Consider the following 26,135-nt stretch of genomic DNA (forward strand, 5'->3'; position numbering starts at 1 on the left):
GGCGGAGCCGGGTGAACCGACAGGGACGATCCGCCGGGTGGCGCCGCGGTTGCGCGGAGGCGGTGCCCGGCCCCGGCCCGGGAGGTGGACGAGCTGCCCGGATCGTTCCGCCGGCTGCCCGGATCGTCCCTGCCGTTGCGGCATCACCCCTGGTCAGAATGGGTGACATGAACCGAGCGCTGATCGTCATCGATGTCCAGGAATCCTTCCGTGCCCGTCCGTTGTGGGAGCGGATCGCCAACCCGCAGATCGCGGAGCCCGTCAACAGGCTGGTCGGCCTGGCGCGTGCGGCCGGTGACCTGGTGGTCTGGGTGCTGCACACCGAGCCCGGCAGCGGGGACGTCTTCGATCCGACGCAGGGGCACGTGCGGCTGCTGGACGAGCTGGAGCGGCCCGAGCCCGGCGAGCCGGTACTGCACAAGACCTCCCACAACGCCTTCACCACCACCCCCCTGCAACAGCTGCTGACCTGGGCGGGGGTGCGGGAGCTCCGCGTCTGCGGCATCCGCACCGAGCAGTGCGTGGAGACCACCACCCGGTTGGGCAGCGACCTCGGATACGACATGGTCTTCGTCGCCGACGCCACCACGACGAACCCGGTCGGCGGGCTCAGCGCCGAGGAGATCATCGAGCGTACGACCACGGTCCTCCGCGACCGGTTCGCGCGCATCGCCACGGTGGCCGAACTGGAGGCACAGGTGGGAGCCTCAACGGCGTGAGCCACGTCGTCTTCCTGCTGCTGTCCGGAGTCCACCTGCTCGATCTGGCCGGTCCCGCCCAGGTCTTCAGCACCGCGGCGGACTTCGGGCACCCCTACCGGCTCGGCTATGTCGCCGAACAGGAGCTGGTGCCCAGCGCCCAAGGAGTGCCGCTCACCGCGCGCACCACCTGGCCGGAGCTGGGGCCCCGCGATCTGATCGTGGTGCCCGGCTGGCGGGCACCCACCCTGCGGAGGGCGCCGGAGCTGAGCCCGGACATACGGGCACGGCTGCGGGCCCATCACGCCGCCGGGGGCACCCTGGCAAGCGTGTGTGCCGGGGCGGAAGCGCTGGGCCAGGCCGGGCTGCTGGACGGGCGCCGGTGCACCACGCACCACCAGCTCCAGGAGGAACTGGCCGCCCGTCACCCCCGCGCGACGGTGGTACGCGACGTGCTGTTCACCATGGACGACGGGGTGGTGACCGCCGCGGGCATCGCCAGCGGCATCGACCTGGCGCTGCACCTGCTGGCCCTGCGGCACGGACCGGCCCTGGCCGCTCAGGTGGCCCGGAACATGGTCGTCTACGCCCGCCGCAACGGTCACGAACAGCAGGCCGGCGCCATGCTGCGGCACCGCTCACACCTGAACGACACCGTCCACCGCGTCCAGGACCTCATCGACGCCCGGTTCGCCGAACCGCTGCCCCTGGCCCGTCTGGCTGCTCACGCGGGCGTGAGCGAACGCACGCTGACCCGGCTGTTCAGCCGGGCCACCGGCGGCCTGACCCCGCTGCGCTACCAGCAGACACTACGACTGGAGCGTGCCGAACACCTCATCAGCCACGGCAGGATGAGGGAGGCCGCGGCCCGCGAGGTGGGCTTCGACGACGCCCGGATGCTGCGCCGACTCCGCGCCCGGAAGCCGTCCGCACCGCTGCCGTAGGACGCCGGACGGGGGCACGGTCGGCGGGGCGGCCCGGCGCAGCGCGGAGTGGCCGGTTTGTGCGACTGTGCCCGCAGCGCGTCCCCCCAGCTGCGCCCGCCGAACGGCTACCGGCGCCGGCGGATCAGACAGCCGCCGACACCCAGGCCGCCGGCCACCGCCAGCATGACCGCCCCGGCGAGGGTGGCCGGTCCGGGCGGGGTTTCGCGATCCGGTTCGTCCCGGGTGAGGACCGTCACCACCGTCGGGACGTGCTGCGGGGGCAGGCGGGGCAGTGGCGCGAACGGAGGCGGTGCGGCGTCCCGCAGCAGCAGTGCGGCACCGGCCGCGGCGAGCACCAGGACGGCACACGTCACCGCCAGCCTGGCGCGCCAGGGGCGCCGTAACCGGATCAGCATGCGGTCGACCCTATCCGTGCGCGGACCGTCGTGCGCCGTTACGCCTCCATCGCTTCTTCTTCACCATTTCACTACAACCATTCTCTTTCCCCGAAGGTCTCCTGACCGCCAACTGCCGTTCAGGCAACGGGAGAACACCCGCCCCGGACGCGCGGTTCCGGCACACCATTCCGCTGTGGATGCCCCGCGCATCCCACAGGCAGCAGGAGAGCCCCGCATGTCCAAGCAGCTCCGCACGACCCTGGCCACCGCGGCCGCCACCGCCGTGGCGGCCGGGCTGCTGACGGCCGTCCCCGGCACCGCAGCCGCCGCCGCCCCCGCCGGACCGGCCGCCAACGGCCGCCAGGGAGACTTCAACGGCGACGGCTACCGCGACCTCGCGATCGCCGCGCCGGCCGCCACCGTCGACGGCAGGAAGAGCGCCGGCGCCGTCACCGTGCTCTACGGATCGCCGCAGGGCCTGGACGCCTCCCGGCGGGCCACGCTGAGCCAGAACGCACCGGGAGTTCCGGGCGCGGCCGAGGCCGGCGACCTCTTCGGCGCCGCCCTCGCCGCCGGGGACTTCGACTCCGACGGCTTCGCCGACCTCGCCGTCGCCGCCCCGAAGGAGGACGTCTCGGGCGACGTCGACGGCGGCACGGTACAGATCCTGTGGGGCGCGGCGGGCGGCCTCTCCGGCAAGGGCGCCGCCACGCTCGCCGACCCGGCGCCCACGCAGCACGACCGCCTCGGGACGGCACTGGCCGCGGGCGACTTCGACCGCGACGGCGCCGCGGACCTGGCGGTCGGCACCTCGTCCTCGACACTCCACGTCTTCAAGCGGGGCATTGCCAGGTCCGGGGCACCGGGCGCCCACTCGGCCATCGGCCTGCCCGTCCTGGGCGGGGCCACCAACGGCATTCTCCAGATGACGTCGGGCGAGGTCACCGACCAGGGCTACGCCGACCTCGTCGTCAGCGCCTACGACAGCAAGACCCCGTACGCCAGCGTCAATTACTTCCTTCCCGGCACGGCGTCCGGCCTCTCCGGCACCCGCGCCGAGCGGCTGCCGGGCGGTTTCATCACGGCCATCGGCGACGTCGACGGCGACGGCTTCGGTGACCTGGTCACCGGCATGCACTTCGACGACGGCATCCCCGGCGCCACCAAGGGCGGCAAGGTGAGTGTCATCCACGGCTCGGCGGACGGCCCGCGGGTGGACCGTGTCGACACCATCACCCAGGAGTCCGGTGCGATACCGGGCAGCTCCGAGAAGGGCGACAAGTTCGGGTACGAGGTGTCCCTCGGCGACATCAACGGCGACGGCCGACAGGACCTGGCCATCGGCGTCGCCCACGAGGCGCTCGACGGGGTGAGCGAGGCGGGCGCGGTGACCGTGCTGCGCGGCTCGCCGTCCGGCGTCGACACCACGCACCAGGTGCAGTACTTCCACCAGAACACCCCGGGGGTGCCGGGCACCGCGGAGAAGCAGGACCTCTTCGGCGGTGAGGTCTTCCTCTCCGACCTCAACGGCGACAAGAAGGCCGATCTGACCGTCGGAGCCGTCTACGAGGACGGCGGCGACGGCGCCGTCATCACGCTCCCCTCGGACGGTACCCGCCTCACCACCACCGGTTCCCGCTTCTTCTCGGCGGCCTCGGCCGGCGTCTCCACCGCCGGCGCACCGGAGTTCGGCGCCATCATGGCCGGCTGAGATCCGGGCGAGTGCCACGGACCGGCTGCCACGGACGGCTGCCACAGAACGGGTGCCACGGACGGGTGCCGCGCCCCAGAGGGAGGCGTGGCACCCGTCGCCGGTCCCGCGTCGGATGACCGGCCGCGGGCCGGTTCAGCCGCTTCCGCCCCGCTCGCCGGGCGGTTCACGGTGCCACAGCAGCTCGCAGACCCGGGCGATGCCACGGGCGAGATGACGGCGGTAGGTGCCGTAGGGCAGGCCGAGCCGTTCGGCGGCGGCCTCCTGGGTCGGGGCGTCCGCGAAGAACGTCATTATCACCGCGCGGTGCGGCTTTTCCCCTTGGGGGTCGTCGCGCAGTCTGTCGACCGCTTCCGTCAGCGCCTTCTGCAGCGCCTCCACCGGGGTGGCGCGGCCGTCGGCCGCCACCGCCCCGCTGCGGACGAGTGGGCTGGCCGACAGCGCGTCGGGCCGGTGCCACGAGCGCAGCGCCTTGCGTACCGCCGCGTCGAACTCGGGCCGTGCCAGCGCGGCGGGCGCAGGCGGGGCGGGCGCAGGCGCCGCGGGGCCGCGCTCAGTCCGTTCCGCACCCCCGGCGTTCGGGAACTGTGCCAGCGCCATCTGCTCGAGGAACGACTCGGGCGGCATCACCCGCCGGTCGGAGCCGAAGAGTCCGTAGCGCCGGTCGCCGACGCCGACCGGAGGCAGCGCGACGAGGCGCGTGGCGGAGGAGGACTGTTGGAACGTCGCGAAATCCTCGATGACGACGAACGACCACGCCAGCCCGACGCTCGTGAAGACCTCGGACATGATCCGCGCGCTCATGAGATCTGCCGTGGGCGACGGGTCCGGAGCCCGACGCACCGTGAACCGGGCCACCGCCAGATGCTCTCCGGCCCGCAGCGGCGCCGTCCGGCGCTGATGTGCCCACGCCGCAGCCACCACGGGATCCGCCTCGGTGTCCGAGGCCCGGGGGGCGGCGAGCCGCAGCCACGACATGAAGCCGAGCGGCTCCCCGGAGACCGCATGCCGGTAGACGGAGAACGACTCGGGCTGTCGGTCCAGCCAGTGGCGCACGAGGGCCACGGACTCTTCGGGGCCGTCCTCGGCGGCCAACTCCAGCACCACGTCCCGGTCGCCGCTCCTGAGCGTGTCCTCGTAGACCTCGTGCGGTCTGTTGCTCCCGTTCCCGTCGCTGCCGAAGCCGTCGCGCTGGAGGTACAGCACCGCGGCCGACAGGGAGCGCGCGGCAGGGCCGGAAACCGGGTCGGGAGCCGCGCGTGCCTCTCGGATGCGCTCGATGAGATGGGCGTGGATGCCCTGGTGCATCGCCTCGTAGCGCTGCGGGTCGCGCCACCGCAGATCGGCGTCCAGGACCTCGCGCACCACGTCGTGCGGAAAGACTCCGAACGGGCCCGTCTCCATGAACGGCAGTCCGCGCAACCAGGCGAACAGCGTGCCCGCGTCGGCCTGCGGGAGGGTGGCCCGTAACAACTCCTCGGTCGTCATGTGGACATGGGCGCAGATCTCCAGTGCCTGCCCGTGCAGCCGCGAAGGCACCTCGCCGACCAGCCGCGACACCAGCGTGCCGATCACGTCCTGGGTCGGCGCCCAGGCGCCCGTACCGTCGAAGTCCCGTGGCCCGGCGAGCTCCGCGGCCAGGCAGAGGGCCAGCGGATTGCCGCCCGCGAAGGCCAGCACGGCGGGCTGTTCCTCCGGCGGCACGCCGCGGGCCGCGAGCATGGTGCCCGCATCGTCGGGACACAGCTCCGGCAGGCTGACGACCTGGAGGACCTCGTCCCAGCCGGGAGCGGCCCGCCAACTGTCCTCCGGGGGCTGCCGCCCCGCGAAGACCACCACCGCTCCCGCGGGCAGCCGGGGAAGGAAGTGGTCGCGTAGCCAGCCTTCGAGCGGCCGGTACTCCTCGAACGTGTCGACCAGCAGTACTGCCCGGTCGTCGGTGAAGACCTGTGCCGCGTCGGCCTCGAAGGCCGCCGGGCAGGGCTCGCCGCTCCGCGCGTCGATTTCCACCACGGTGCGCCCCGCCGCAGCGGCTTCGTCGGCGAAGCGCCGAAGCAGCGTCGACTTGCCGATTCCGCCCGGACCGGTGAGGAAGAGCACGGTGAAGGAGTCCGCGCCGCGCCCGAGCGCCGAGCGGAAAAGGGCCAACTCGTGGGCCCGCCCGACGAAGGCGCGCCGCCGTGCGATGCGCAGATGCTCACCGAGGCTGGTGGGTGAGCTTTTGTCCGTGTGAGCCATCTCAACCCCCTTGCTGACCTGCCCATTTGACCACAGGGGGAGGCGGGGCGGCGCCCGGGGGGTGGGGCGGAGGCACTCGTCCCGCAGCCACCGCGCCACATCGATCGAGCAGTTGCGCGGACATTTTCTGAGCATTTTCGTGGGCTATTTGTGAGCGGTATCCGGACAATGCAGAAATGGCAAAGAGAATTCCCTTCGCCCTGTCCTGATACGAATCTGCCGTACGATTCCACTCGATAGGGGGATGGAAATTGCATGGCTCTTGTCGCTCGGTGGCGACGGAAGTGGGAAAGAGAATTCCGGTAGTGGTGCACGCCCCGGACCCCATCTCACGAGAGGGAACGATCAGCCAGCTGCGGCGGCACCCCGAGGTCGAACTCATCGATGACGACGGTGCCCATCAGGGCGACGGTGTGGCCGTCCTGCTCGCCGAATCGCTCGACCGAACCATGCTCTCCTCGCTGCGCAGACTCGTACGGAGCGAGGGACTGCACGCCGTCCTGGTCGTGAGCCTGATCCGCGAGGCCGATCTCCTCGAAGTCGTCGAGTGCGGTGTCGGGGCCATCGTCTGGCGCCACGAGGCCACCGGGCAGCGGCTGTTGCAGGCGGTGCTCGCGGCCTCCCGCGGCGACGGCGACCTGCCCGCCGATCTGATCGGCCGGCTGATCAGCCAGGTCCGCACCTTGCGGCCCGGCGCGGTCGGGAGCTCCGACGTACAGGCATCCGGCCTGACGCCACGCGAGACCGACGTTCTGCGGCTGGTGGCCGACGGCATGGGCACCGGCGAGATCGCCACCAAACTCTCGTATTCCGAACGGACCGTAAAAAACATCCTGCAAGGACTGACAACCCGCATGGAACTGCGCAACCGCGCACACGCCGTGGCCTATGCCCTGCGCGAGGGATACATCTCATGAGGGCCGCGTCCAGGAGCGAGGAGCGAGGAGCGGCGGCGATGATTCACGAAGTGGACGAGGATCTGCGGCGGATAGGGAATGAATCGGCGGGAACGCGGCACGACCGCCGTCCGCGACGACCGCGGAACCGTCGTACGCCGCCGGCAGCCGCCCCGTCGGCAACAGCCGGTGGGCCCCGGGCGTCTCCCCGTCCGGTACCGGAGAACGGCAGGACCACGACCAAGGGACTCACCCCGGACCGGGCCGGCGGCTTCCAGCGGCGCACCTTCCGGTTCCCGCACGTCACAACGGTACGGTTCACTCTGCGTTCCGCCTGCGGCGTCGGGCCGAAGAGGCACGTGGCCACCGCCGAGATCGAGCTCTTCGGGCCCGCCCCGTCCGACGGCGCCTGACGACTCGCCCGTACCGCCAACTCCCACCTCAGGAAGGCTCATGCCAGGGAGCACCCACTTCCGCACCCGCCTGCGCAGCCCGGCTGCCATCGTGGCGCTCGCCCTCGCCCTCGCCGTTCTCGTCGCACTGGGCGTCGCGCTGCAGCTCCACCGTGCGGAGCCGCCGCGGCCCGGACACGCCGGCGCGCAGCCTCCGAAACCCGGACCACGCGGTACGCAGTCCGTGCGGGACACCGCCCCGGCCCCGCTGCGCGACGGCAGTGCCCTCTACCCCCGGGCGATCCGTCTGCAGCACAGCGGCAGCGCCAACGGGCGGGTGCTCGTCGCGACGGTCGTCCACCACGGCGAGGACGGCGTCGGCGCCGTCCAGGAAAGCACCGACGGGGGCGTGCGCTTCCACTCGGTGGGCTCCGCCACCGCACCCCAGTCGGCGGCCGGCCGGGGGCTGTGCTGTGCCACCCTCTACGAACTGCCGCAGCGCATCGGCGAACTGCCGGCCGGCACGCTGTTGTGGGCCGCGTCCTTCGGCCTGACGGAGCACGACCGCCGGATGACGATCCGGGTGTTCAAGAGCACGGATCTGGGACGGAAGTGGACCCGGCTGTCCACGGTCGCCGCCGCATCGGACACCCGGGGGCTGTGGGAGCCGGAGTTCTCCGTGGACCGCGAGGGGAACCTGGTCTGCCACTACTCCGACGAGACCGATCCACGGCACAGTCAGAAACTCGTCGCCGCGCGCTCACCGGACGGCGTGACGTGGCACGACCGCCGCGACACCGTCGCCGGCACGCCGGCTTCCGACCGCCCCGGCATGGCAGTCGTACGGAAGCTGCCGGACGGCACGTACGTCATGGCCTACGAAATCTGTGCCGCGGCGGGTCGGTTCTCCTGCGTGGTGCACTACCGCACCTCGTCCGACGGTTGGGACTGGGGCGACCCCGCCTACCTCGGTATCCGGCCCGAGACGGCCGACGGCAAGTACTTCAAGCACGCACCGAATCTGGCCTGGGCGCCGGAGGCCGGGAACCCGCGGGGCGAACTGCTGCTGATCGGGCAGGTGATGTACGACCGGGACGGCACCAGGGCCAAGGGCAGCGGGCGCACCGTCTGGGCGAACAGCAAGGGCGGTGCCGGTCCTTGGCGGGAGACCCGCGCGCCCCTCGCCGTCACGTCCGGCAAGGTCGACTTCTGCCCCAACTACAGCTCCAGCCTGCTGCCGTCACCCGACGCCCGCCGGGTCCTGGAGGTCGCGACCGACTACCACAAGGGAGTGTGCCGGGCGTACTACGCCACCAGCGGCCGGTGAACCGGTCGGCTGTGCCCGCCGGTTCACCGGCGGGCACAGCGGCGGGCACAGCGGCGGCGGCCCGACCGACGACCCTCCGTCGGCCGCGCCGCCGCGCTTCTCGCTACCGCGGCACCGGAACGTCGGAAGCGTGCCGGTCGTCGTCCTCCCTGGTACGCATCCACACGGTGCGCTGCGGCAGGGGGATTTCGATGCCGGCGGCGTCGAGGGCCTCCTTCACCCGCCGACGCAGCTCGCGGGTGATGCCCCACTGTTGGAGCGGGACGGTCTTGACGGCGAGGCGGACCACGATGCCGTCGGCGTCGAGCGACTGCACGCCCCACACCGAGGGGTCCTCCAGCAGGAGGCCGGCGAACTCCGGGTCCTCGCGCAGCGCCAGGCCGGTCTCCTCCAGGACCCGGTGGACGGTGTCGAGGTTCGATTCGTAGGCCACCGAGACGTCCAGGACGGCGCGGGCCCATTCCTGGCTGTCGTTGCGGACCCGCAGGATCTCGCCGTTGCGGATGTGCCACAGGCCGCCGTTGAGGTCACGGACCTGGGTGAGTCGCAGGCCGACGTGCTCCACCTCGCCGACGGCTTCGCCGAGGTCGACCGAGTCGCCGACCCCGTACTGGTCCTCGACCATGATGAGCATGCCGGACAGGTAGTCGGCAACCAGGCTCTGGGCACCGAATCCGATGGCCAGACCGACGACGCCCGCGCTGGCGAGCAGCGGGCCCAGGGCGATCCCGATCTGATCGAGGATCATCGCCAGTCCCATCACGGCGACGACGATGGTGACGATGCTGCTCAGCACCGAGCCGATGGTGCGGGCCCGCTGCTCCCGCCGTTCGCTGGCACGCGAACGGTCGCGTTGCCGTACCGCCGGCCCCCGGTTGGTGCGGCGGGGCTCCCGGTCCCCGTCCGAGGGCTGCAGGATGCGCTGAACGACCCGGGTGATGGCCCGCTTCGCCACCACCCGGACGAGCGCCGCCCCGACGATGATCAGCAGGATCCGCAACGGCACGCCGATCAAGGTGTCGGCGTTGTCCGGTAGCCGGCCCGGCAGGGCCATCGCCCGCGCGGCGGGGCCGGCGAGGGCGGTCGACGCGGATGCGTCCAGAGGTGACAAGGGGAAACTCTCCAGTTCTCTTCGGTGCAGGAAGCGTCGACGGCTCGGACGGCCGCGCACCGCTCGGTGAAACCGCCGTGCACCGCTTTGTGAGCGGGGCACGGGTCGCGGCAGCCGGTGCGCGGGCGTGGTGACGTCCCGGAGACGTCTGCCGGATGGCGTGAACGGTCTCTCGCCTCACCGGATTCGGCGCGCCTATGCCTGACCGGGCCGTACACTCCCGGCCGTTGTGGTGGCCGGCGCCCGTCGCGCGGCGTTGCCGGGGCGCCCTCCCGCGGCGGTGGGTATGCGGCGGGCCGGAGGGCGGCCGGACCCCACTCGTTGCGCAGGGAACCGCACACGTTGTGAACATGGATGACACGTGACGGTGACACACCAATTCCCGGTTATCGGACGGTCATCGGCCGCTTCCTGTCCCCTTCAGGGTGTATGGACCCACCGCCGAGAACAGCTCAGGCGTTCGGCAGACAGTGATATTGCCGGGACGCAGAGGAGAGGTTTGGGCGGGCGGTCGGTGGGAACTGTGGGACGGGTGGCAGGGCGGTCGTTCGGAATTCCGGGCCGTCGGGCCGCCCGGTCCCGACCGTCGATGGTGCACATCCCTCCGACCGGTGCGGAAATCCCGACAACGGCGGGCATCGGGTCGCCGAGTGCGCTTTCTTCCGGGCCGTCCACGACACCGGGCAAAACATCAGGAGAACAACGGGTAAACGATGCCGGGGCGGCGTTCGGTCGGCGGAACCGGAACCCCGTCGCGCCACGTCGGCGCTGCTCCGGGCCGCCTGCGGCGCTTACCGGAACATGCCGCATGACCTCGGCGGCAGGCTCGTCCCAGGCTGCCACGGCGGCGCCGGGACGGCCCGATCAAGGGCCGGCGCCCGGCTCGGCGGCCGACGGCCCGGGTGGCTTCCGGCGCTGTGCCCGACCGGCCACCCGTCGCGAAGGAGCCGCCGTCGAGGGGTGTCGTGGGCCGTACGCCGGGAAATGCTTCCCACGCGTCTCGGCCGGCTCGTTTCGGCATCATGTCGGTGACGGCATCGCTCGGCGCTTTCCCGATACTCCGGCCTTGCGGCCGGGCGGAGCGGGCCAGGGAGAAGGCGGTCGGAGAAGACGGTCGTACGGACACCCGAAACGTTCTGGCGACACCTGCCGGCGCCATGGGCCGAAGGGCGGCGGAAGTCGACTTTCCGGCGTTCACAAACGTAAAGACCCATGGGCTTTTTTGTGTCCGGGGAATCAATTGCGATATCCCGGATGCGGCTCGTGCTGCAGTTCATCGGGATGCCTTGCCGGGAATTCCTGGGTGTCTCATTTCCCCTTCCTCTGTTCCGTCAGGATGTCATCCGGGTTACGGGAGGGTGTATGCCGCCCGTGTCGCCGGGGGTGGCGCTCCGCGCCCCCGGGGGCGCCACCTCCCCGTATGGGGAGCGTCGCGGGGTGGGTTCGGTGCGGCCCGGCGGCGGGGTGGCGCGGGGGTCGGGGTCGGTGCTCGGGGCGAGGCGGCGCGAGGTCGGCGGCGTCGCGCGCAAGCGTCCCGTTCCAGGTCAGCTGGGGCGAAAACGAACACGGCTTGTAGTAAGCGCTTCAATTACTCGGCGCTAACACCGGGTCAAGTGAGTTACTTCACAGTACGAATCGGTCGTCGACGGCACCCCGAGGGTCTCGGGCGGGGCCTCGTGCCGGCCCGGTACCGGCCAGTGCGGTGCGTGAATAGGTATGTTGACGAGTGAGACGGTAATTGGCGGGTAGGAGCCACGCCTGGTCCTGTGGTCTTTACCACCGGCCGGCCGGAGAAGCCGCTGGCTCTTCTTTCCTATTCTCTTTCGTGGTTATCTGGTTACACTCACGCTCCATGCGAACCGCTACCCCCCACAGCAGTCGCCCCGGTAAGCAACGGAATCGTCCCGTATTCGTCGACGCCTCAGGCCGGCGCCGACGCTTCCTGGGGCACGCAGCCTTGACCGTAGGGTGCATGTGCACCGGATATCTCGTGCTCCTCGTCGTCGTGTTCGGCGGCCTCCTGCAACCGGCCCAGAAGCCGGTGCCGGGACGCGCCGACCCGCTCCCGGAGCACACCGCACCGCACCCGTCCGGCGACCCGGGTGACGCCCGCCCGCCGGCACCTTCCAGCAACCCCGGGGCGGCCATGCCCGTTGGCCACCACTCGTCCCCGGCTCCCGCGCACACCGCTCCTGTCCCGTGACGGACACCGGACCGGCAAGGCCACCCACCAGGTGTGAAGCCTCGCCGGCACGGATCCGAAGCGTGCCCGCCCGCGCCGGCCGCCATGGCGCGCCGGCGCGGGCGCACGCCGCACACGTGGCATGTCCCCCGACAGAAAGGGCCCATTGTGGCGATGTCAGGGCTGGGGCGGCACGCGCTACGTCGCCCCCCACGCTGGCACTGGTTACTGCTGCTGCTCATCCTCCCCATAGTCGCTACGTCGCTGCTCTTCGAGGGCTGGAACACCCACGAGGTCGACGGAGCCCGGACGAGACGCGCGTGCACCAGCCCCATACCCAAGTCCGCGGACAACGGAGACCCGGTCCTGCGCATCACGGCCCACGGCGCGGAGACCGCGCAGATGCCGCACCGGACCGCCGCGCTCACCTTCGACGGCGGGCCCGACGCGGTGTGGACCCCGCGGCTGCTCGACCTGCTGCGGCGACACCACGCGCACGCCACCTTCTTCCTCTACGGGAACCAGGTGGCACGCCACCCGGAACTGGTGCAACGGATCCGCGACGAGGGCCACGAGATCGGCTCGTACACCTACACCGGTGGCGACCTCGGCAGCGCCTCGTCCATTCGCTCCCAGCTGGAACTGTCGCTCACGCAGACCGCCTTGGCGGGCTCCGCGGACGTCACCACCCGGCTGCTGCGGCTGCCGCACACCACCACCGCCGACACGATGTGCGGCGCCGAGTGGTCGGCCGCGCGGCGCGCCTCGGCGCAGGGCTATGTGCTCGTCGCCGCCACCCACCACTCCCGGAAACCACCGCAGGGTGTGGTGCGGCAGTACAGCCACACCGCTCTGGGATACCAGGAGGCGTCGAAACTGCTCGCCGACCCGGACGTGGAGCGGTTCACCACCGTCACGGGCGGGCTCGGTCGGCCCTCGCTCACCACCCCTGCGGCCCTGCCCGAGCGCGCTCAGGGCAAGGCGCTGATCTGGACCCAGTCCATCGGGCACACCTTCGCGCGCTCCATGACGTGGGTGCTGGGGATCGCGGGCGGGCTGGGCATCCTCCGGCTGCTGATGCTCGCCGCCCTCGCCCGCGTACACGTGCGGCGAAGGCGCCGGCACCGATCCGGTGCGCCCTGGCAGTACGAAGTGAACGAACCGGTGACGGTGCTGGTCCCCGCGCACAACGAAGAGGCGGGCATCGAGGCCACCGTGCGCTCGCTCCTCGCCTCCACCCACCGGGACCTGCAGATCATCGTCATCGACGACGGGTCGACGGACCGGACCGCCGAGATCGCCCGGGGCATCCGTGACCCTCGGGTGTCCGTGGTGCAACAGCCCAACTCCGGTAAGCCGGGGGCGCTCAGCACGGGCTTGAACTACGCGCGTTGCGAGATCATCGTCATGATCGACGCGGACACGGTGTTCGAGCCGGAAGCCCTGCACCGGCTCATCCAGCCGCTCGCCGACCCGTCGATCGGTGCGGTCAGCGGCAACACCAAGGTCGGCAACAGGCAACGCCTGCTGGGCCGATGGCAGCACCTCGAGTACGTCCTCGGCTTCAACCTGGACCGGCGCATGTTCGAGGTGCTGGAGTGCATGCCGACGGTGCCCGGCGCCATCGGTGCCTTCCGCCGGGACGCACTGACGGCCATCGGCGGTGTCAGCGACGACACTCTCGCCGAGGACACCGATCTGACGATGGCACTGTGGCGGGTGGGCCGGCGCGTGGTCTACGAGGAGACGGCCATCGCCTGGACCGAAGTGCCCAGCACTTTCAGCCAGTTGTGGCGGCAGCGCTACCGCTGGTGCTACGGAACGCTCCAGTCGATGTGGAAGCACCGCCACGCCGTGGTGGAGACGGGGCCGGCCGGGCGCTTCGGGCGCCGCGGCCTGACCTATCTCGCGCTGTTCCAGATAGTCCTGCCGCTGTTCGCGCCGGTCGTCGACATCTTCGCCCTCTACGGAGTGTGTTTCGGGGAGACCGCGCAGGCGGTCGGGATCTGGCTCGGCTTCCTCGCCGTACAGGTGATCACCGCGGGATACGCGCTGCGGCTGGACCACGAAAGGCTCCGGGCGCTGTGGGCACTGCCGCTCCAGCTGTTCTTCTACCGGCAGCTGCTGTACCTCGTGGTCATCCAGTCCGTGGTCACCGCCCTGCTCGGCACCCGGCTGAAGTGGCATCGCATGCAACGCTCCGGCACCGCCGATCAGCACCTGCTCAAGGAATCCGTCCCGTACCCGACCGGCGTTCCGTCGAAGTGACCGAGGAGAGTGAGCACATGAGAGAACCGCGGGTCCCCTCGTGGGCCGTCCGCGACGCGGCGGACGACGGGGCGGATCGCGGGCCGGGGCGGGAGCGCCGACGGCGTCCCCGGCAGGGCGGGGACGGGCAGTCCCCGCCCCCGCCCGGGCCGGCGGAGCGCCGCCCGGGCCCGGGCCCCGCCGCCGACGGCGCCGCTCCCCGGCCGGCCGCCCGGCGGCGGGCCCACCGCGCCCGCCGCCGGCGGCCCCTGCGCCGGGCGGCCGTCGCCGTGCTCGTCACGCTCGTGGCCATTCCCGCCGGCACCGCGGCCTGGGCCGACACCGAGCTCAACAGCGGGGTCGATCTCGGCGCGTCGGAGCCACAGCTGCGTCCGGGCAAGGGGACCAACTATCTCCTCGTCGGATCCGACAGCCGCGAGGGCCTCACCGACCAGGAGAAGCGCGATCTGCACACCGGATCGGCCGGCGGCCGCCGTACGGACTCGATGATCCTGCTCCACACCGGCTCCCACGGCACCACGATGATGAGCCTGCCGCGCGACTCCTGGCTGACCATCCCGGGCTACACCAGCCCCATGACCGGCAAGCGGCACGCTCCGGCGAAGAACAAACTGAACGCGGCGTTCGCTCTGGGCGGCCCCAAAATGCTCGTCCACACCATCGAGCGCAACACCGGCCTGAGGATCGACCACTATGTGGAGGTCGGCTTCGCGGGCTTCGTGAACCTCGTCGACGCGGTCGGCGGTGTCCCGATGTGCCTCGACCGGGACCTCAAGGACAAGAAGTCGGGCGCCGATCTCAAGAAGGGCTGCCAGACCCTCAACGGCCCCGAAGCGCTCGCCTTCGTCCGGCAGCGCCATCAGGAGGCCCGCGGCGACCTGGGCCGCACCCGCAACCAGCAGAAGTTCCTGTCCGCCCTCGCCCACCGGGCGGGGGCGCCCGGCACCGTCCTCAACCCGCTCGCGATCTATCCCGCGCTGGACGCCGGGCTGAACACGCTCATCGTCGACCGGAACACCGGGCTGCTGGACCTCGCGTCGATGTTCCGTGCGGTCCATGGCGTCACCCGCGGCCGCGGAAAGCAGATCAACGTGCCCGTGGCCAGCGTCGGGTTTCCCACCTCGAAGGGCAGCGCCGTGCTCTGGGACAGGGCACGGGCCCGGCAGGTGTTCCACGACATCCGCGACGACCGGCCGGTACACCCCGGCGGGGGAGGGAGGAGATGAGCGCGTGAACCGCCCCCGATGACACCGCGCCCGGGCCGCGACCGGCGCCCACCGCGGTTCCGGCCGCCGGTCATCGGGACGGCTTCGGCCAACAGGCGTCGCACCGGCATCGCTTGCCGAAGTGCGACGCCTGCGCTGTGCCCGTCGTCGGACCCGGAACGGCGGCCACACCCGGCCCGGGTGTCCTCCGCCGCGCACCTGACCGGGCCGCGCGCCCGCCCGCACGGGGACGGCGGCGCCGGCCGTCCCGACCTCCCGTCAGGTGTAGGGAGGCGATCGCGGGGCAACCGCAGCGGTGAACACTCCGCTCGATGAAAGGGAACCGCACGATGCTGATGGCCCACCCCGCCGTGTTGCTGGAACTCATCGAGGAGTACGAGACGTTGGAGCTGCTGCACGCTCGGCAGGGCCGTCCCGAGGTGCGCCGGAGGATGGACGACCTCGCCTACACCCTGTGCGTTTCCACCGGCACCCGCGACGTGGACGCGGCGCTGATCGCCGGCCGCCATCGGCTGCCCGGCTCCCGCACGGCAGACGATTCGCTCCTGGCCGGCTGACGGGCCGCCTGCGCCCTCCGCTCCGGCACCGGCCGAAGTCCGGCGCCCACCCGCCCTCCCAGGGCCCCCTTCCTCTGGGAGGGCGCCTTCATGGGCGCCCGCCGCGCCATCTGACATGCCGCCGACGGCGTAATCATCGGGTGGGGCCGTTCGACTCGGTCAGGCTATGGCCCTTGGTCACGTTCGTACCAGGAGCCCGTGTGCGCAGGCCGCACGTAGGGCCTTGAGCGGATCTCCCGTGGTCGCCGGTGGCACCATCCGGTCCCGGGGCGGACGCCGGCGCGGTGGGACAAGGTGTCGCGGAAGACGGTGGTGAAGGCGTTGACGTGTCCTGTTCCTGCGACGCGGGGGAAGCCGCCGCCCGGACAGCGCGAGCCGGGGGCCACGAAGGGCCGGTGGCGTCCGGCACGTCCCGGCCCCCAGGGCGCGCCATGATGGGCGCCGGCCACAGCCCCGGCCCCGGTCACGGTCCGGCCACCGGTCACGGTCACCTGGCCGGGCGGCGGCCGGTGCTGGTGGACAACAACGGCTTCGAGGTGCTGCGCCCGCCCGCGTGGATGCGCTGGCTGCCGCCCGCCTACGTCGCGGTCGTCCTGCTGCTGGAACCGCTGACCCCCACACCGTGGCCGGTGAGCTTCCTGCTCGTCGCCCTGCCGGTGACCGCCGCCTACACCCTCGGTCCGGTGAGCGTCGCCGCGGTCACGGTCTTCGCCGTGGTGTTCGAAGGCGTCCTGGCGGGAACCCCGTGCTGTACCGGCCACAACCTCCATCAGCTGTGGGAGAGCCACCATGTCGCCGCGTACATCTCCACCACCCTGGTCGGTGTGCTCGGCGTGGCCCTGGCTGCCCACCGCCAGCGCCAGGAGCGCCACCTGGTACGCGCCAACACCGTGGCCGAAGCCCTGATGCGCACTCTGCTCAGGCCGGTGCCGCACCAGGTGGGGCAGGTGCTCGCGGCAGGGCTGTACCGGTCCGGCGAGGTCGGCACCATGGTCGGCGGCGACCTCTACGACATCCGCGCCACCGACGCCGGCGAGCGCGCCATCATCGGCGATGTCCGCGGCAAGGGGCTGAAGGCCGTACGCACCGTCGCCGACCTCCTGGGCACCTTCCGGGAGGCCGCCTACGAACAGGGGGACCTGCGGGCCGTCGCCCGGCGCATGGAACGGAGCATGGCCCGCGAGGCCGAAGAGATCCGGGACGACGAACTGTTCGTCACCGCCGCGCTGGTCGAGTACGACGCCCCCGCCCGACGGATCACCATCGTCAACCACGGACACATCGAACCGATCCTGATCGCCCACGGTGAGGTGACCGCACTCATCGGACCCCCCGCCCTCCCGCTCGGCCTGGGCACCCTGGCAGAGGAGGAACCCGTCGCCTACTCCCATCCCTTCACCCCCGGCGACGTCCTCCTGCTCTGCACCGACGGCCTGATCGAGGCCCGTGACCACACCGGCGCCTTCTACCCCCTCCTCGACCGGCTCCGCCACCGCTTCGCCGGCGAGTCCGCACCCGGCCCGGCCGATGTCATCGACTTCCTCAACACCGACCTGCCGCGCCACACCCACGTCTTCCACGACGACGTGGCCATCCTCGCCATCGCTCCGGGCGGAACCCCGTAGGACTGACTCTCCGGCGGGGCCGTCAGCTCCCGTGTGACGGCGGGGCGGGGCGGGGCCGGCGCCGCCGACGGGCCGGGGTGTGGAGCGGTCCCCTCCACACCCCGACCGGTGATCAGGCGGCGGGACGGAGCCCTTGGCGTACGGAGATCGCGTTCAGCCGGATCGCGCAGTGGACGACGTCGTCGAGGGTCAGCACACGGGCCTTCTCCGGGGCCAGCGCGATCGTCACATCGACGCAGAGGGCGACGGCGTAGAGGAAGCCGGCGGTCTCCTCGTCCTGGAGCGCGAACAGCAGGTTGTAGTAGTAGCTCGTGCTCTCGGCCGCGTCCCCGTAGAACGAGAGGTGTGTGCCCTCCTGCTCCCCGAGGCCGACGAACGCGTCGGCGAGCGCCGTCTCGGCCTTCTCCCAGAAGACGGGGTTGGTGAAGGGATGCGTCAGCGCCTGGCGGACGGCCTCCCTGAGCGAGAGCGCCATGACGCCGACGGGGGCCGTCTCCTGGAGCCCCCAGCCACGGATGATCTTCACCGTCGAGCTGTCGGGGACGGCGCCCGCCGCCCGGCTGATCTCACCGAAGTCGTGGTCCACGGTCGCCGGGGCGATCGCGTGCTGGAACTTCTCGGCCATGTCCTGCGTTTGTTCCAGTGCCGCGGTGTCCACCTCGAAGACCGTCCGGAAAGTCGTCTTCTCGGCGGCGGACTGCTCGGCCATGACTGCTCCTCACATGCGGGAAAGATCACGTCGCGCCGACGGGCAAGTATGCCGTCCGCCCGCCCGGCCGTGAGCGGCGGCTCGACATCGGTGCGAAACGGTGCCGCCCGCGCAGTTCGAAGAGGCGTGTCGGTCAGCCGTCCGCCGGCAACCGGCGGGCGAGGTTTCCCGCCAGGCGGCGGGCGGCATGGGCTCCTTCGCCGTCCCTGGAGCCCAGCAGCCGTAGGAGCTCAACCGCCGCACGCGCCTCCCGGAGCGTCAGCAGCGGTGCCCGCTCCTCGTCGAAATCCACCACGCCGTCCACCAGCGCCAACAGGCGGTCATCCATGTCGCTCATGCCCGGCACAACGGGGAGCGGTTCGACATGGTCACGGCGACGTGCGGCCGAGCATGCGGCGCTCCGTGCCGCGCGTGGTCCGGACGGGCGGTGGGCTCCGGCGCGCGGGTGCGCACGCCTTCGGGGGAATGCGCGCCCGCACGCGTTCGAAGAGTGCCGCCCGGTGATACGTCATCTCGGGTAGGCGCGCGTGGGCCGGAGCCTGCCTTTCGCGTGGCAGTCGTCCCCCGCCGGGCCCGGGCCTGGGTACGGCGGGGTGGGAGGCGGTGGCGGCCAGGTGCGGAACCGACTCGGCAAGGAGCGGGACGACGCGTCCGCCACCCAAGGAAGCCGGGCCCGGTGGCGCCGGCGCAGGGCGGCGCTCACGGCCCGGGTCGGCCCGAAGCCCGTCGGCGGGCGACGTGCGGTGAGCGGAGCGGGGGGCCGTCGCAGCGGCGCGGCCGTTCGTGTCTCCCCGGTGCTGAGTGCGGCGGCGGCCTACGCGTGGCGGCTGATCATCGTGGGTGCGGCCGTCTACGCGATCTTCGTGGCACTGGGGCGGTTCCACCTGGTCACGCTGGCGGTGTTCCTGGCCTTGGTGCTGACGGCTCTGCTGGGCCCGCTGACCGGCCTGCTCAGCCGCTGGATGCCCCGCTCGGCCGCGGTCGCCACCGGATTGCTGCTCGGTATCGTCGTTCTCCTGGGCGTCCTGAGCCTGATCGGCGCGAATGTCGCAGGTGAATGGGACGGACTCCGCCAGGAGTTCGACGGGGGCGTGGCGCGGATCGAGCGGTGGCTCGCGGAGCCGCCGTTCCACCTTCGCCGGGCGACGCTCTCGCATCTGCAGAGCTGGGTGCAGCGGTTCGTGACGAGCCATCGGTCGGCGCTGATCAGCACGGCGCTCAGCGGCGTGAACCGGGTGGTGGAAGTGCTGACGGTGGCGGTGCTGGCGTTGTTCTGCTCGATCTTCTTCCTGCATTCGGGTGAACGGATGTGGCGCTGGTTCGGCGACCAACTGCCCGCGGGCCGCCGCCGGCCCGTCCATGCCGCGGGATGCGCCGCGTGGACGACCTTCACCGGCTACACCCGCGGCATTGTGCTGGTCGCCGCCATCAACGCCGTACTCGTCGGGACGGCGCTGTTCGTCCTGGGAGTGCCGCTCGCCCTCCCGCTGGCCGTACTGGAGTTCTTCGCCGCCTTCATCCCGCTGGTCGGCTCACCCGTGGCGCTGGCCATCGCAGCCGTGGTGGCACTGGCCGCGAAGGGACCGCTGGTGGCCGTGATCGTCATCTTGCTGATCGTGGTCATCGGACAGATCGAGGGGCATGTGCTGCACCCCCTGGTGATGAGCCGGGCCGTCCGTCTGCATCCCGTCGTGGTGGCCCTCTCGGTCATCTGCGGTGCGGTCACCGCGGGGGTGTCCGGGGCGGTCGTCGCCGTACCCTTGGTGTCGGTGATCTGGTCCGTCCACTCCGTGCTCCGCGCCTTCCCGGCCCGGCCCCGGCGGGACCGCTGAGGCGGCCCTGCGGCACGCCGCGGCCCGGCCGGACCGGCGGCAGGGCCGGGGCCTGCCACCGCGGGTCAGCGACCGTGTGCCGCGCTCCGCTGCCGGCCGCGGTCGGGGCTCGGTTGCGGCTCCGGTGAGGGGTCCGGGACCGGCGGCGGCTGGGGGTCCGGGTGGACGGGATCGAGCGGCCCGGGCGGCGGCGGGTCCGGTGCGTCGGGGCGGGGCCGCAGCGGCGGTTCGCCGGGCGTGGGGACGGGCGGCGGCGCCGGTTCGGCCGGCGCGGTGCCGGTGGTGACGACGGTCGGGGCGAAACTCATGTTCCCTCCGGTGTGTCGGGGCGTCTGTCGCGCGGGCGTCTCATGAGCGGGCGCCTCACGAGTGGCCGGCTCTGCGGCCCGTCGACGTCGGTGCGCGTCCTGGCCGGCAGCTCGGCCGGGGTCCTGGCGTCCACCTCCAGTCTCCTGTTCAGGATCACCCTGTCCATCCCGCTACCCGGCTGCGGCTGCCGAATGCGCGAAAGTCCGCATCGAGGCCGGTCCTCAGGAAACGGATGTCGCTCCCGTGCCGCCGAGAGCTCGCAGCGGGTTTCCGAACAGCGGATTCAGCAGCACCGTGACGGCCGCCACGGGAAGGACCGCGGGCCCGGCATGCGGGCCCACGATCCGCTCCGGGTCGTCGCAGAGATGTGAATGCTCCGTAGCGGCCGCCCGGATCTCCTCCAGATACTCCGGGTTGAGCAGGCTCGACTGCTCGGTGACCACCACCAGCTCCGGGTTGAGCACATCGAGCAACAACCCCGTCGCGCGGCCCACCGCACGGGCCCGCTCCCGCAGCAGGGTGTCGGCACGCCGGTCCCCGGCAGCCGCCGCGTCCACCAGCAGCGCGGCGCTGGGTTCCGGCACGATGCCGCGCGCCGTGGCGAGCCGGGCGAGCACCGTGTCGGAGGCGGTCGCCTCCAGGCAGCCGATGCGGCCACAGGGGCACTCGACCGTGCTGTCGGGTACCGGCAGATGTGCCACCTCGCCCGCGCCCGACCGCGGACCGCGGTGTACCACCCCGGCGATGGCGAGCGCGGCGTCGACGACATCGCCGACGAAGAGGTGGAGCAGGGATCGGCGGGCCGCCGACCGCCCGAGGAGCAGCTCGGACTGCGCCACCGCCCGGGCGTGATCGTCGATCCGGACCGGGAGCCCGGTGTGCCGCCGCAGTTCGGCACCGAGCGGATACTGATGCCAGCCCAGCGCGTCATGACGTACGACCGTGGCGGAGCCGGGATCCACCCGGCCGCCGATGGCGGCACCCACCCCCAGCACCGGACCGCCCGTGGCGTGCCGCGCGAGGAACGCGGCCAGCCCGCGCCCCACTTCGCCCGGCAGGGCGCCCGGCGGCAGCCCGTCGTGCCGGAACGTCCGCCGGGCCAGTACCCGGCCCCTCAGGTCCGCCAGGCAGAAGGTGGACTGGGGTACGCCGATGTGCACACCCGCCGCCACCGGGCCGTCGGCGTGGCCCGGGGCCAGGTCCACCGGAATCTGCGGCCTGCCCACACCTTCGGCCGCCACCAGCTCCGGCATCTCCCGGACCAACCCGAGCCGCGCCAGGTCGGTGCACTGCCGGGAGACCGCGGCCGGGCTCAGTCCGGCCAGTCGGGCGATCCCGCTGCGGGCCACCGGCCCGTGGTCGAGCACGGCCCGCAGTACCGCGGCGGCATTCGCCTCGCGGCGCCCGTCACCGAAGGTGTGCGGAGGGGCCGGGGGAGGGGTGTTCCGCATGACGCCCTTTCTGCCTGCCTGACGTGGCGCGCACCAACCTGCCGTGGGGACAGGGGGTTTGGCGAGTACGCAAGGGCCTGGGGTGCGGTCGCGTGTCAACCGCATTGCAGGGTCCTGTAGTGCAACGGCTGGACCTTGACCCGTCTTCGGGCTTCAGGCCATGCTCCTGGACATGACACCCGTGCGGACGCGCCCGTCCCGCGGCACCCCTCCCGGCCCGGCCCCGGGAGAGCCCGGCGCCGCTCGGGCCGAGCCACCGCCCCTCGCCTCCCGTACGAAACTCGGCTGCGCGGACTTCATTCCGCTCCGAGAACAATTATTCCGAGAACATTTAATAGCCGCCCATCGAAAGGGACCAGACCCCATGACGTCCGCCCCCGTCACGGAAGCCGAAGCCGTCACCACTCCTCACGCCGCGCCGCTCACCCTCCGGAAGGTCGGCGGCCGGCTCGGCGCCGTGATCTCCGGAGTCCGCCTCGGCGGCGATCTGGACGACGCCACCGTGGCCGCCGTACGCGCCGCGATCCTCGAGCACAAGGTGGTCTTCTTCCGCAACCAGCAGCACCTCGACGGGGAGAGCCACGAGGCGTTCGGCCGGCGGCTCGGCGCCCTCGTCGCCCACCCCACCGTCCCCTCCGTCGACGGTCGTTACGCCTACGGCGTCGACAACGCGCACGGCGGCCGGGCGAACCGGTGGCACACCGACATCACTTTCGTCCCCGCCTATCCGGCGTTCTCCATCCTCCGCGCCGAGGTCGCCCCGCCGTACGGCGGCAACACCCTCTGGGCCAACACCGCGGCGGCCTACGCCGGGCTTCCCGAGCCGCTGCGGACGCTCGCCGACGGTCTCCGCGGTGTGCACACCAACGACTTCGACTACGCGGCGGTGCGCCCCAACGCCCCCTCGGCGGCGCTGGAGCACCACCGGAAGGTCTACGCCGCGGTCACCTTCCAGACGGAGCACCCGGTGGTGCGCGTCCACCCCGAGACCGGCGAACGCACCCTGGTCCTCGGCAACTTCGTGCAGAAGCTCACCGGCCTGGGCAGCCGGGACTCCCGCGGCTTGATCGACATCTTCCAGTCGCACATCGAACGCCCGGAGAACACCGTCCGCTGGCAGTGGAGTGCAGGCGACGTGGCGATCTGGGACAACCGCGCCACGCAGCACTACGGCGTGGACGACTCCGACGACCACGAGCGCACCCTGCGCCGCGTCACCATCGACGGTGAGGTGCCGGTCGGCGTGGACGGCCGACGCTCGGTGCTGATCGCACCGGAGTCCCTGCCGGAGCCCGCGTACGGCTTCGCCTCCGGCGCCTCCACGGACGGCTCGCCGGCCGCGTCCTGATCCCGAGGACCGGCCCGCATCCGGGTCCCGATGTCTGCCGCCCCGCCGTCCGCCTCCGCCCCGCCGTCCGCCTCCGCGCTGTCGGCGGGGCGGGGTCGTGTTCGGGGTGGCGGGTGGCTGTCCCCGGCGATGGCGCCCGGCCGGAGGCCGAGGTGCTCGCCCCGACGCATCGGCCTCAGGGGCCGCGGAGCCCCTCCACGACCCAACCTGCGCACCCGTCACATCCGCACCGGGACCCGGAAGCAGGGCGCTAAACGGCCAACGGCGGCATGGCGGGAAGTCACTGTTTGCGGTGGTGTGTCTTTGCCGGAAACAAGACCCGTGGGTGTGTGAAGTTCCTACCAAGCCGCCGCTGCCATCGACGGCTTGGCGTCGGCCTGCTTGTGGACTCCTGCCATGAGCCCGCCGGACACCCCCTGCGCCGGCGGGGCGGGCGGCCACCGTTTCCGGTCAGATACTCCGAAGCGACATCTGGCGAGAATGCCAGCCGTGACAATTCAGCAGTGCAAACCGCAGGCCGGCAGGAGGGGCGAGCGTGATCCGGGTCCTGGTCGTACATGAGACGCGGCTGATGCGTTCGGCGCTCGCCGCACTGCTGCGCGACGAGAGCGACATCGACGCGGTCGCCGCCTGCTGGGGGACCGCGCCCGGCCGCGCCCGCTCCTTCCGCCCCCAGGTATGCGTCGTGGACGGCGACTGCGCGGGCTCCGTCCAGGCGACGGGGCACCCGGGCGGGCCGGGCTGCGCCCTGCTCGTGCTCGTCAGCGTCTGCCGGCCGGGTACCCTCCGGCGGCCCGTCGCCGCCCAGGCGCGGGGGTTCGTGGACAAGGACGCCCCACCGGCCCGATTACGGCATGCCATCAGCCTGGTGGCGGCGGGCAAACGCTACGTCGACCACTCGCTGATGCCGGACTTCCTCCAGGCCGCCGACATGCCGCTGACCCCGAGGGAACTGAGCGTGCTCTCGCTCGCGGCGGGGGGCGCCTCCGTCCCCGAGATAGCCCGCGAACTGCATCTGAGCAGCGGGACCGTGCGCAACTACATGGCGGCGATCAACCGCAAGACCGGTGCCCGGAACCGCGTCGACGCCATCCGCATATCGCAGGGTGCGGGATGGGTGTAGTCGAGCGGGGCCCGGACCGCTCCCGCCGGACTCATGGCCGCTGCCGGTCTCACCGGCCCCATGGCCGCCGGTCTCACCGGCCGCACGACCCCGGCCGGTCTCACCGCCCGGGCGCCCCCCGATCCGGCTCCAGCGCATCCGGTTGCCAGTTCCCGGCCAGGTCGCGGTAGAGCGCCGAGCGTCCGAGCAGCTCGTCATGGCTGCCCCAGGCGGCCCGGACGCCGTCGAGCACCAGGATGCGATCGGCCCGCCGGGCAGAGCTGATCCGGTGGGCCACCACGATCAGCGTGCCGGGCCGCTCGGCGAAGGCCCGCTCGGCCCGCCGTTCCGCCGCCGGGTCGAGGTGGCAGGTGGCCTCATCGAGGATCAGCAGCGGCGCGGGGGAGAGGTGGGCCCGGCCGAGCGCGACGAGCTGGCGCTCCCCCTGGGACAGCGCCGCCGGGTCGATCCGTGCGTCCAGGCCGCCGAGCCGGTCCACCAGAGGGCCCAGGCCGACGGCGTCCGCGGACGTCGCCAAGGCCGCTGCCGACGCACCGTCAGGACAGAGGTAGAGCAGGTTCTCCCGCAGGGTCCCGGAGAACACATACGCCTGCTGCGGTATGAGGACCCGCCGCCGGGAAGGCGCCGCACCGGCTCCCGCACCGGCCGGACGGCCGTCCACCCGCACCTCGCCGGAAGTGGGTTCCAGCAGCCCGGCGACGAGCCCGGCCAGGGTCGACTTGCCGATGCCGCTGGGGCCGACGACCACGAGGTGCTCGCCCCGTTCGACGGTGAGATCGAGGTCGCGCAGCACCGGTTGGGCACCGGGGCCGTAGGCGAACGTCACCGCGCGCAGCGCGACCTCCGGCCCGGCCGGCGCGCCCTGGGCGGGTGCGGGCGGCTCCGGGGCAGGTGCGGCCGCCGGCGCCCCCGGGTCCCGGGTGAGGCGGTCCAGCACGATCAGGAGCCGGGTGCCCGCCGAGCCGAGCGCGTTCATCAGGGTGTGCAGGGCGGGCAGCAGGGACTGGGTCAGATAGGTCAGTGCGCCCAGCACTGCGCCCGCCGTGAGCCCGCCGCGCAGCAGCCAGGGGGTGGTGACCAGCAGTACGAGCACCGGCAACTGGCCGGCCACACCGAGTGCGAGACAGCGGACGGCGGCCCACCGCGCAAGCCGCCGCCCCGCTCGTGCCCCGTCCTCGATCAGGGCGTACGCCTGGGCGGCGACCGGCTGCCGCGCCCCGGACGCCGCGATGTCGCGCAGTCCCTCCGCGACGGCGCCGAACCGCGTCGACAGCGCCTCGTCGGCGCGCAGAAAGTCGCGCTGATGGTGCGCCATCGGCACGAGGGTGGCCGCGAACAGCAGCAGGCCCGCGACGAGGGGAGGCAGCACGATCAGCAGCAGCCGAGGGGCCAGCGAGAACAGGCCGAGCAGCGCGCCGGCCAGGGTGAACACGAAGGAACGGGCCACCAGCACCAGTCCGGCGAAGCTGTCCCGCGCGATCTCCGTCTGGTTGGTCAGCCGGGAGACCGCCGCGCTGTCCGCCGCTCGTGCCGGGTCCGCCAGCGCCCGGGCCAGCGACCGTGACACGACGGCCCGCACCAGACCGTCGCGGAGCGGCTCGACCAGGTCCGCCAGCCCACGGAAGACGCCGCGGCCCGCCGCTCCGCCGATGACGACGGCCACCGCGGCGACGGCCAGCCACGCCAGACCGGTGCCGGTGCGGCCCGCCAGGAAGCCGTCGTCCAGCGCCCTGGCCACGCCGTAGCCGCCGAGGAAGGTGTGCGCGGACTCCAGCAGCGACCAGCCGCCCATCAGGAGCAGCACACGG

At 72.3% G+C, this 26,135-nt stretch carries 21 protein-coding genes; 13 read left to right on the forward strand and 8 right to left on the reverse strand.

Translation table 11 applies throughout. From position 1 onward, the window contains the following. The first annotated feature begins 167 nt into the window (after positions 1–167). Entirely contained in the window at positions 168–719 is a 552-nt protein-coding gene (locus ACGFML_RS16080; RefSeq protein WP_393544091.1) for a cysteine hydrolase family protein, read from the forward strand. Next, the gene (locus ACGFML_RS16085) at positions 716–1,642 is read left to right on the forward strand and encodes a GlxA family transcriptional regulator (protein ID WP_393544093.1); all 927 of its coding nucleotides are present in this window, start codon (positions 716–718) and stop codon (positions 1,640–1,642) included. The genes ACGFML_RS16080 and ACGFML_RS16085 overlap by 4 nt, the downstream gene beginning before the upstream one ends. 107 nt (positions 1,643–1,749) lie before the next feature. Here ACGFML_RS16085 and ACGFML_RS16090 read toward each other — a convergent pair whose 3' ends face one another. Next, positions 1,750–2,040, reverse strand: coding sequence for a hypothetical protein (locus ACGFML_RS16090; protein ID WP_393544095.1), 291 nt, complete (start codon positions 2,038–2,040; stop codon positions 1,750–1,752). Positions 2,041–2,257: 217 nt separating this feature from the next. Between ACGFML_RS16090 and ACGFML_RS16095 the strand changes: the two genes are divergently transcribed. Continuing rightward, on the forward strand, positions 2,258–3,733 hold the full coding sequence (locus tag ACGFML_RS16095) for a hypothetical protein (RefSeq protein ID WP_393544096.1): 1,476 nt from the start codon (positions 2,258–2,260) through the stop codon (positions 3,731–3,733). 135 nt (positions 3,734–3,868) lie between these two features. Here ACGFML_RS16095 and ACGFML_RS16100 read toward each other — a convergent pair whose 3' ends face one another. Next, positions 3,869–5,971, reverse strand: a complete 2,103-nt coding sequence (locus ACGFML_RS16100; RefSeq protein WP_393544098.1) for an AAA family ATPase — start codon at positions 5,969–5,971, stop codon at positions 3,869–3,871. 251 nt (positions 5,972–6,222) lie between these two features. Here ACGFML_RS16100 and ACGFML_RS16105 point away from each other — a divergent pair, with 251 nt between their 5' ends. Then, positions 6,223–6,888 carry a response regulator transcription factor gene (locus ACGFML_RS16105; RefSeq protein WP_393544100.1) on the forward strand — a complete coding sequence of 222 codons (666 nt, stop codon included), beginning with the start codon at positions 6,223–6,225 and terminating at the stop codon, positions 6,886–6,888. Between the two features lie 432 nt (positions 6,889–7,320). Then, the gene (locus tag ACGFML_RS16110; protein ID WP_393544102.1) at positions 7,321–8,586 is read left to right on the forward strand and encodes a sialidase family protein; all 1,266 of its coding nucleotides are present in this window, start codon (positions 7,321–7,323) and stop codon (positions 8,584–8,586) included. Positions 8,587–8,689: 103 nt separating this feature from the next. On the opposite strand, the gene ACGFML_RS16115 is transcribed toward ACGFML_RS16110, so the two are convergent. Further along, the gene (locus tag ACGFML_RS16115; protein WP_393544105.1) at positions 8,690–9,697 is read right to left on the reverse strand and encodes a mechanosensitive ion channel family protein; all 1,008 of its coding nucleotides are present in this window, start codon (positions 9,695–9,697) and stop codon (positions 8,690–8,692) included. A 1,972-nt stretch (positions 9,698–11,669) separates the two neighbouring features. Here ACGFML_RS16115 and ACGFML_RS16120 point away from each other — a divergent pair. The 5 genes from ACGFML_RS16120 (at position 11,670) to ACGFML_RS16140 (ending at position 17,555) form a co-directional block, all read left to right on the forward strand. Further along, positions 11,670–11,900, forward strand: a complete 231-nt coding sequence (locus tag ACGFML_RS16120; protein WP_393544107.1) for a hypothetical protein — start codon at positions 11,670–11,672, stop codon at positions 11,898–11,900. Between the two features lie 153 nt (positions 11,901–12,053). Beyond that, positions 12,054–14,147, forward strand: coding sequence for a bifunctional polysaccharide deacetylase/glycosyltransferase family 2 protein (locus tag ACGFML_RS16125; protein WP_393544109.1), 2,094 nt, complete (start codon positions 12,054–12,056; stop codon positions 14,145–14,147). A gap of 17 nt (positions 14,148–14,164) precedes the next feature. Then, positions 14,165–15,373, forward strand: a complete 1,209-nt coding sequence (locus tag ACGFML_RS16130) for an LCP family protein (protein WP_393544111.1) — start codon at positions 14,165–14,167, stop codon at positions 15,371–15,373. A gap of 329 nt (positions 15,374–15,702) precedes the next feature. Further along, positions 15,703–15,930, forward strand: coding sequence for a DUF5133 domain-containing protein (locus ACGFML_RS16135; RefSeq protein ID WP_393544680.1), 228 nt, complete (start codon positions 15,703–15,705; stop codon positions 15,928–15,930). 395 nt (positions 15,931–16,325) lie between these two features. After that, on the forward strand, positions 16,326–17,555 hold the full coding sequence (locus ACGFML_RS16140; RefSeq protein WP_393544113.1) for a PP2C family protein-serine/threonine phosphatase: 1,230 nt from the start codon (positions 16,326–16,328) through the stop codon (positions 17,553–17,555). A gap of 112 nt (positions 17,556–17,667) precedes the next feature. Here the strand turns inward: ACGFML_RS16140 and ACGFML_RS16145 are convergent, their stop codons facing one another. Both ACGFML_RS16145 and ACGFML_RS16150 read right to left on the reverse strand, forming a co-directional pair. Continuing rightward, on the reverse strand, positions 17,668–18,264 hold the full coding sequence (locus tag ACGFML_RS16145; RefSeq protein WP_393544114.1) for a Type-2Aa cytolytic delta-endotoxin: 597 nt from the start codon (positions 18,262–18,264) through the stop codon (positions 17,668–17,670). 133 nt (positions 18,265–18,397) lie between these two features. After that, entirely contained in the window at positions 18,398–18,601 is a 204-nt protein-coding gene (locus ACGFML_RS16150; protein ID WP_393544115.1) for a hypothetical protein, read from the reverse strand. A 277-nt stretch (positions 18,602–18,878) separates the two neighbouring features. Between ACGFML_RS16150 and ACGFML_RS16155 the strand changes: the two genes are divergently transcribed. Next, positions 18,879–20,096 (forward strand): AI-2E family transporter, encoded by a 1,218-nt coding sequence (locus ACGFML_RS16155; protein WP_393544117.1) that lies wholly within the window; start codon positions 18,879–18,881, stop codon positions 20,094–20,096. Between the two features lie 65 nt (positions 20,097–20,161). Here ACGFML_RS16155 and ACGFML_RS16160 read toward each other — a convergent pair whose 3' ends face one another. Both ACGFML_RS16160 and ACGFML_RS16165 read right to left on the reverse strand, forming a co-directional pair. Next, positions 20,162–20,404 (reverse strand): hypothetical protein, encoded by a 243-nt coding sequence (locus ACGFML_RS16160; protein WP_393544118.1) that lies wholly within the window; start codon positions 20,402–20,404, stop codon positions 20,162–20,164. A gap of 222 nt (positions 20,405–20,626) precedes the next feature. Continuing rightward, complete coding sequence (locus ACGFML_RS16165; protein WP_393544119.1) at positions 20,627–21,856, reverse strand: ROK family protein; 1,230 nt, start codon at positions 21,854–21,856, stop codon at positions 20,627–20,629. A 364-nt stretch (positions 21,857–22,220) separates the two neighbouring features. On the opposite strand from ACGFML_RS16165, the gene ACGFML_RS16170 reads away from it, so the two are divergent. Then, positions 22,221–23,204 carry a TauD/TfdA dioxygenase family protein gene (locus tag ACGFML_RS16170; RefSeq protein WP_393544121.1) on the forward strand — a complete coding sequence of 328 codons (984 nt, stop codon included), beginning with the start codon at positions 22,221–22,223 and terminating at the stop codon, positions 23,202–23,204. 535 nt (positions 23,205–23,739) lie between these two features. Next, positions 23,740–24,327, forward strand: a complete 588-nt coding sequence (locus ACGFML_RS16175; protein WP_393544122.1) for a LuxR C-terminal-related transcriptional regulator — start codon at positions 23,740–23,742, stop codon at positions 24,325–24,327. Between the two features lie 100 nt (positions 24,328–24,427). On the opposite strand, the gene ACGFML_RS16180 is transcribed toward ACGFML_RS16175, so the two are convergent. Continuing rightward, a complete protein-coding gene (locus ACGFML_RS16180; protein ID WP_393544681.1) occupies positions 24,428–26,119 on the reverse strand; it encodes an ATP-binding cassette domain-containing protein in 1,692 nt (563 codons plus the stop codon). Positions 26,120–26,135 lie beyond the last annotated feature (16 nt).

It is taken from the genome of Streptomyces sp. NPDC048650, assembly GCF_043199095.1.
GTDB lineage: Bacteria > Actinomycetota > Actinomycetes > Streptomycetales > Streptomycetaceae > Streptomyces.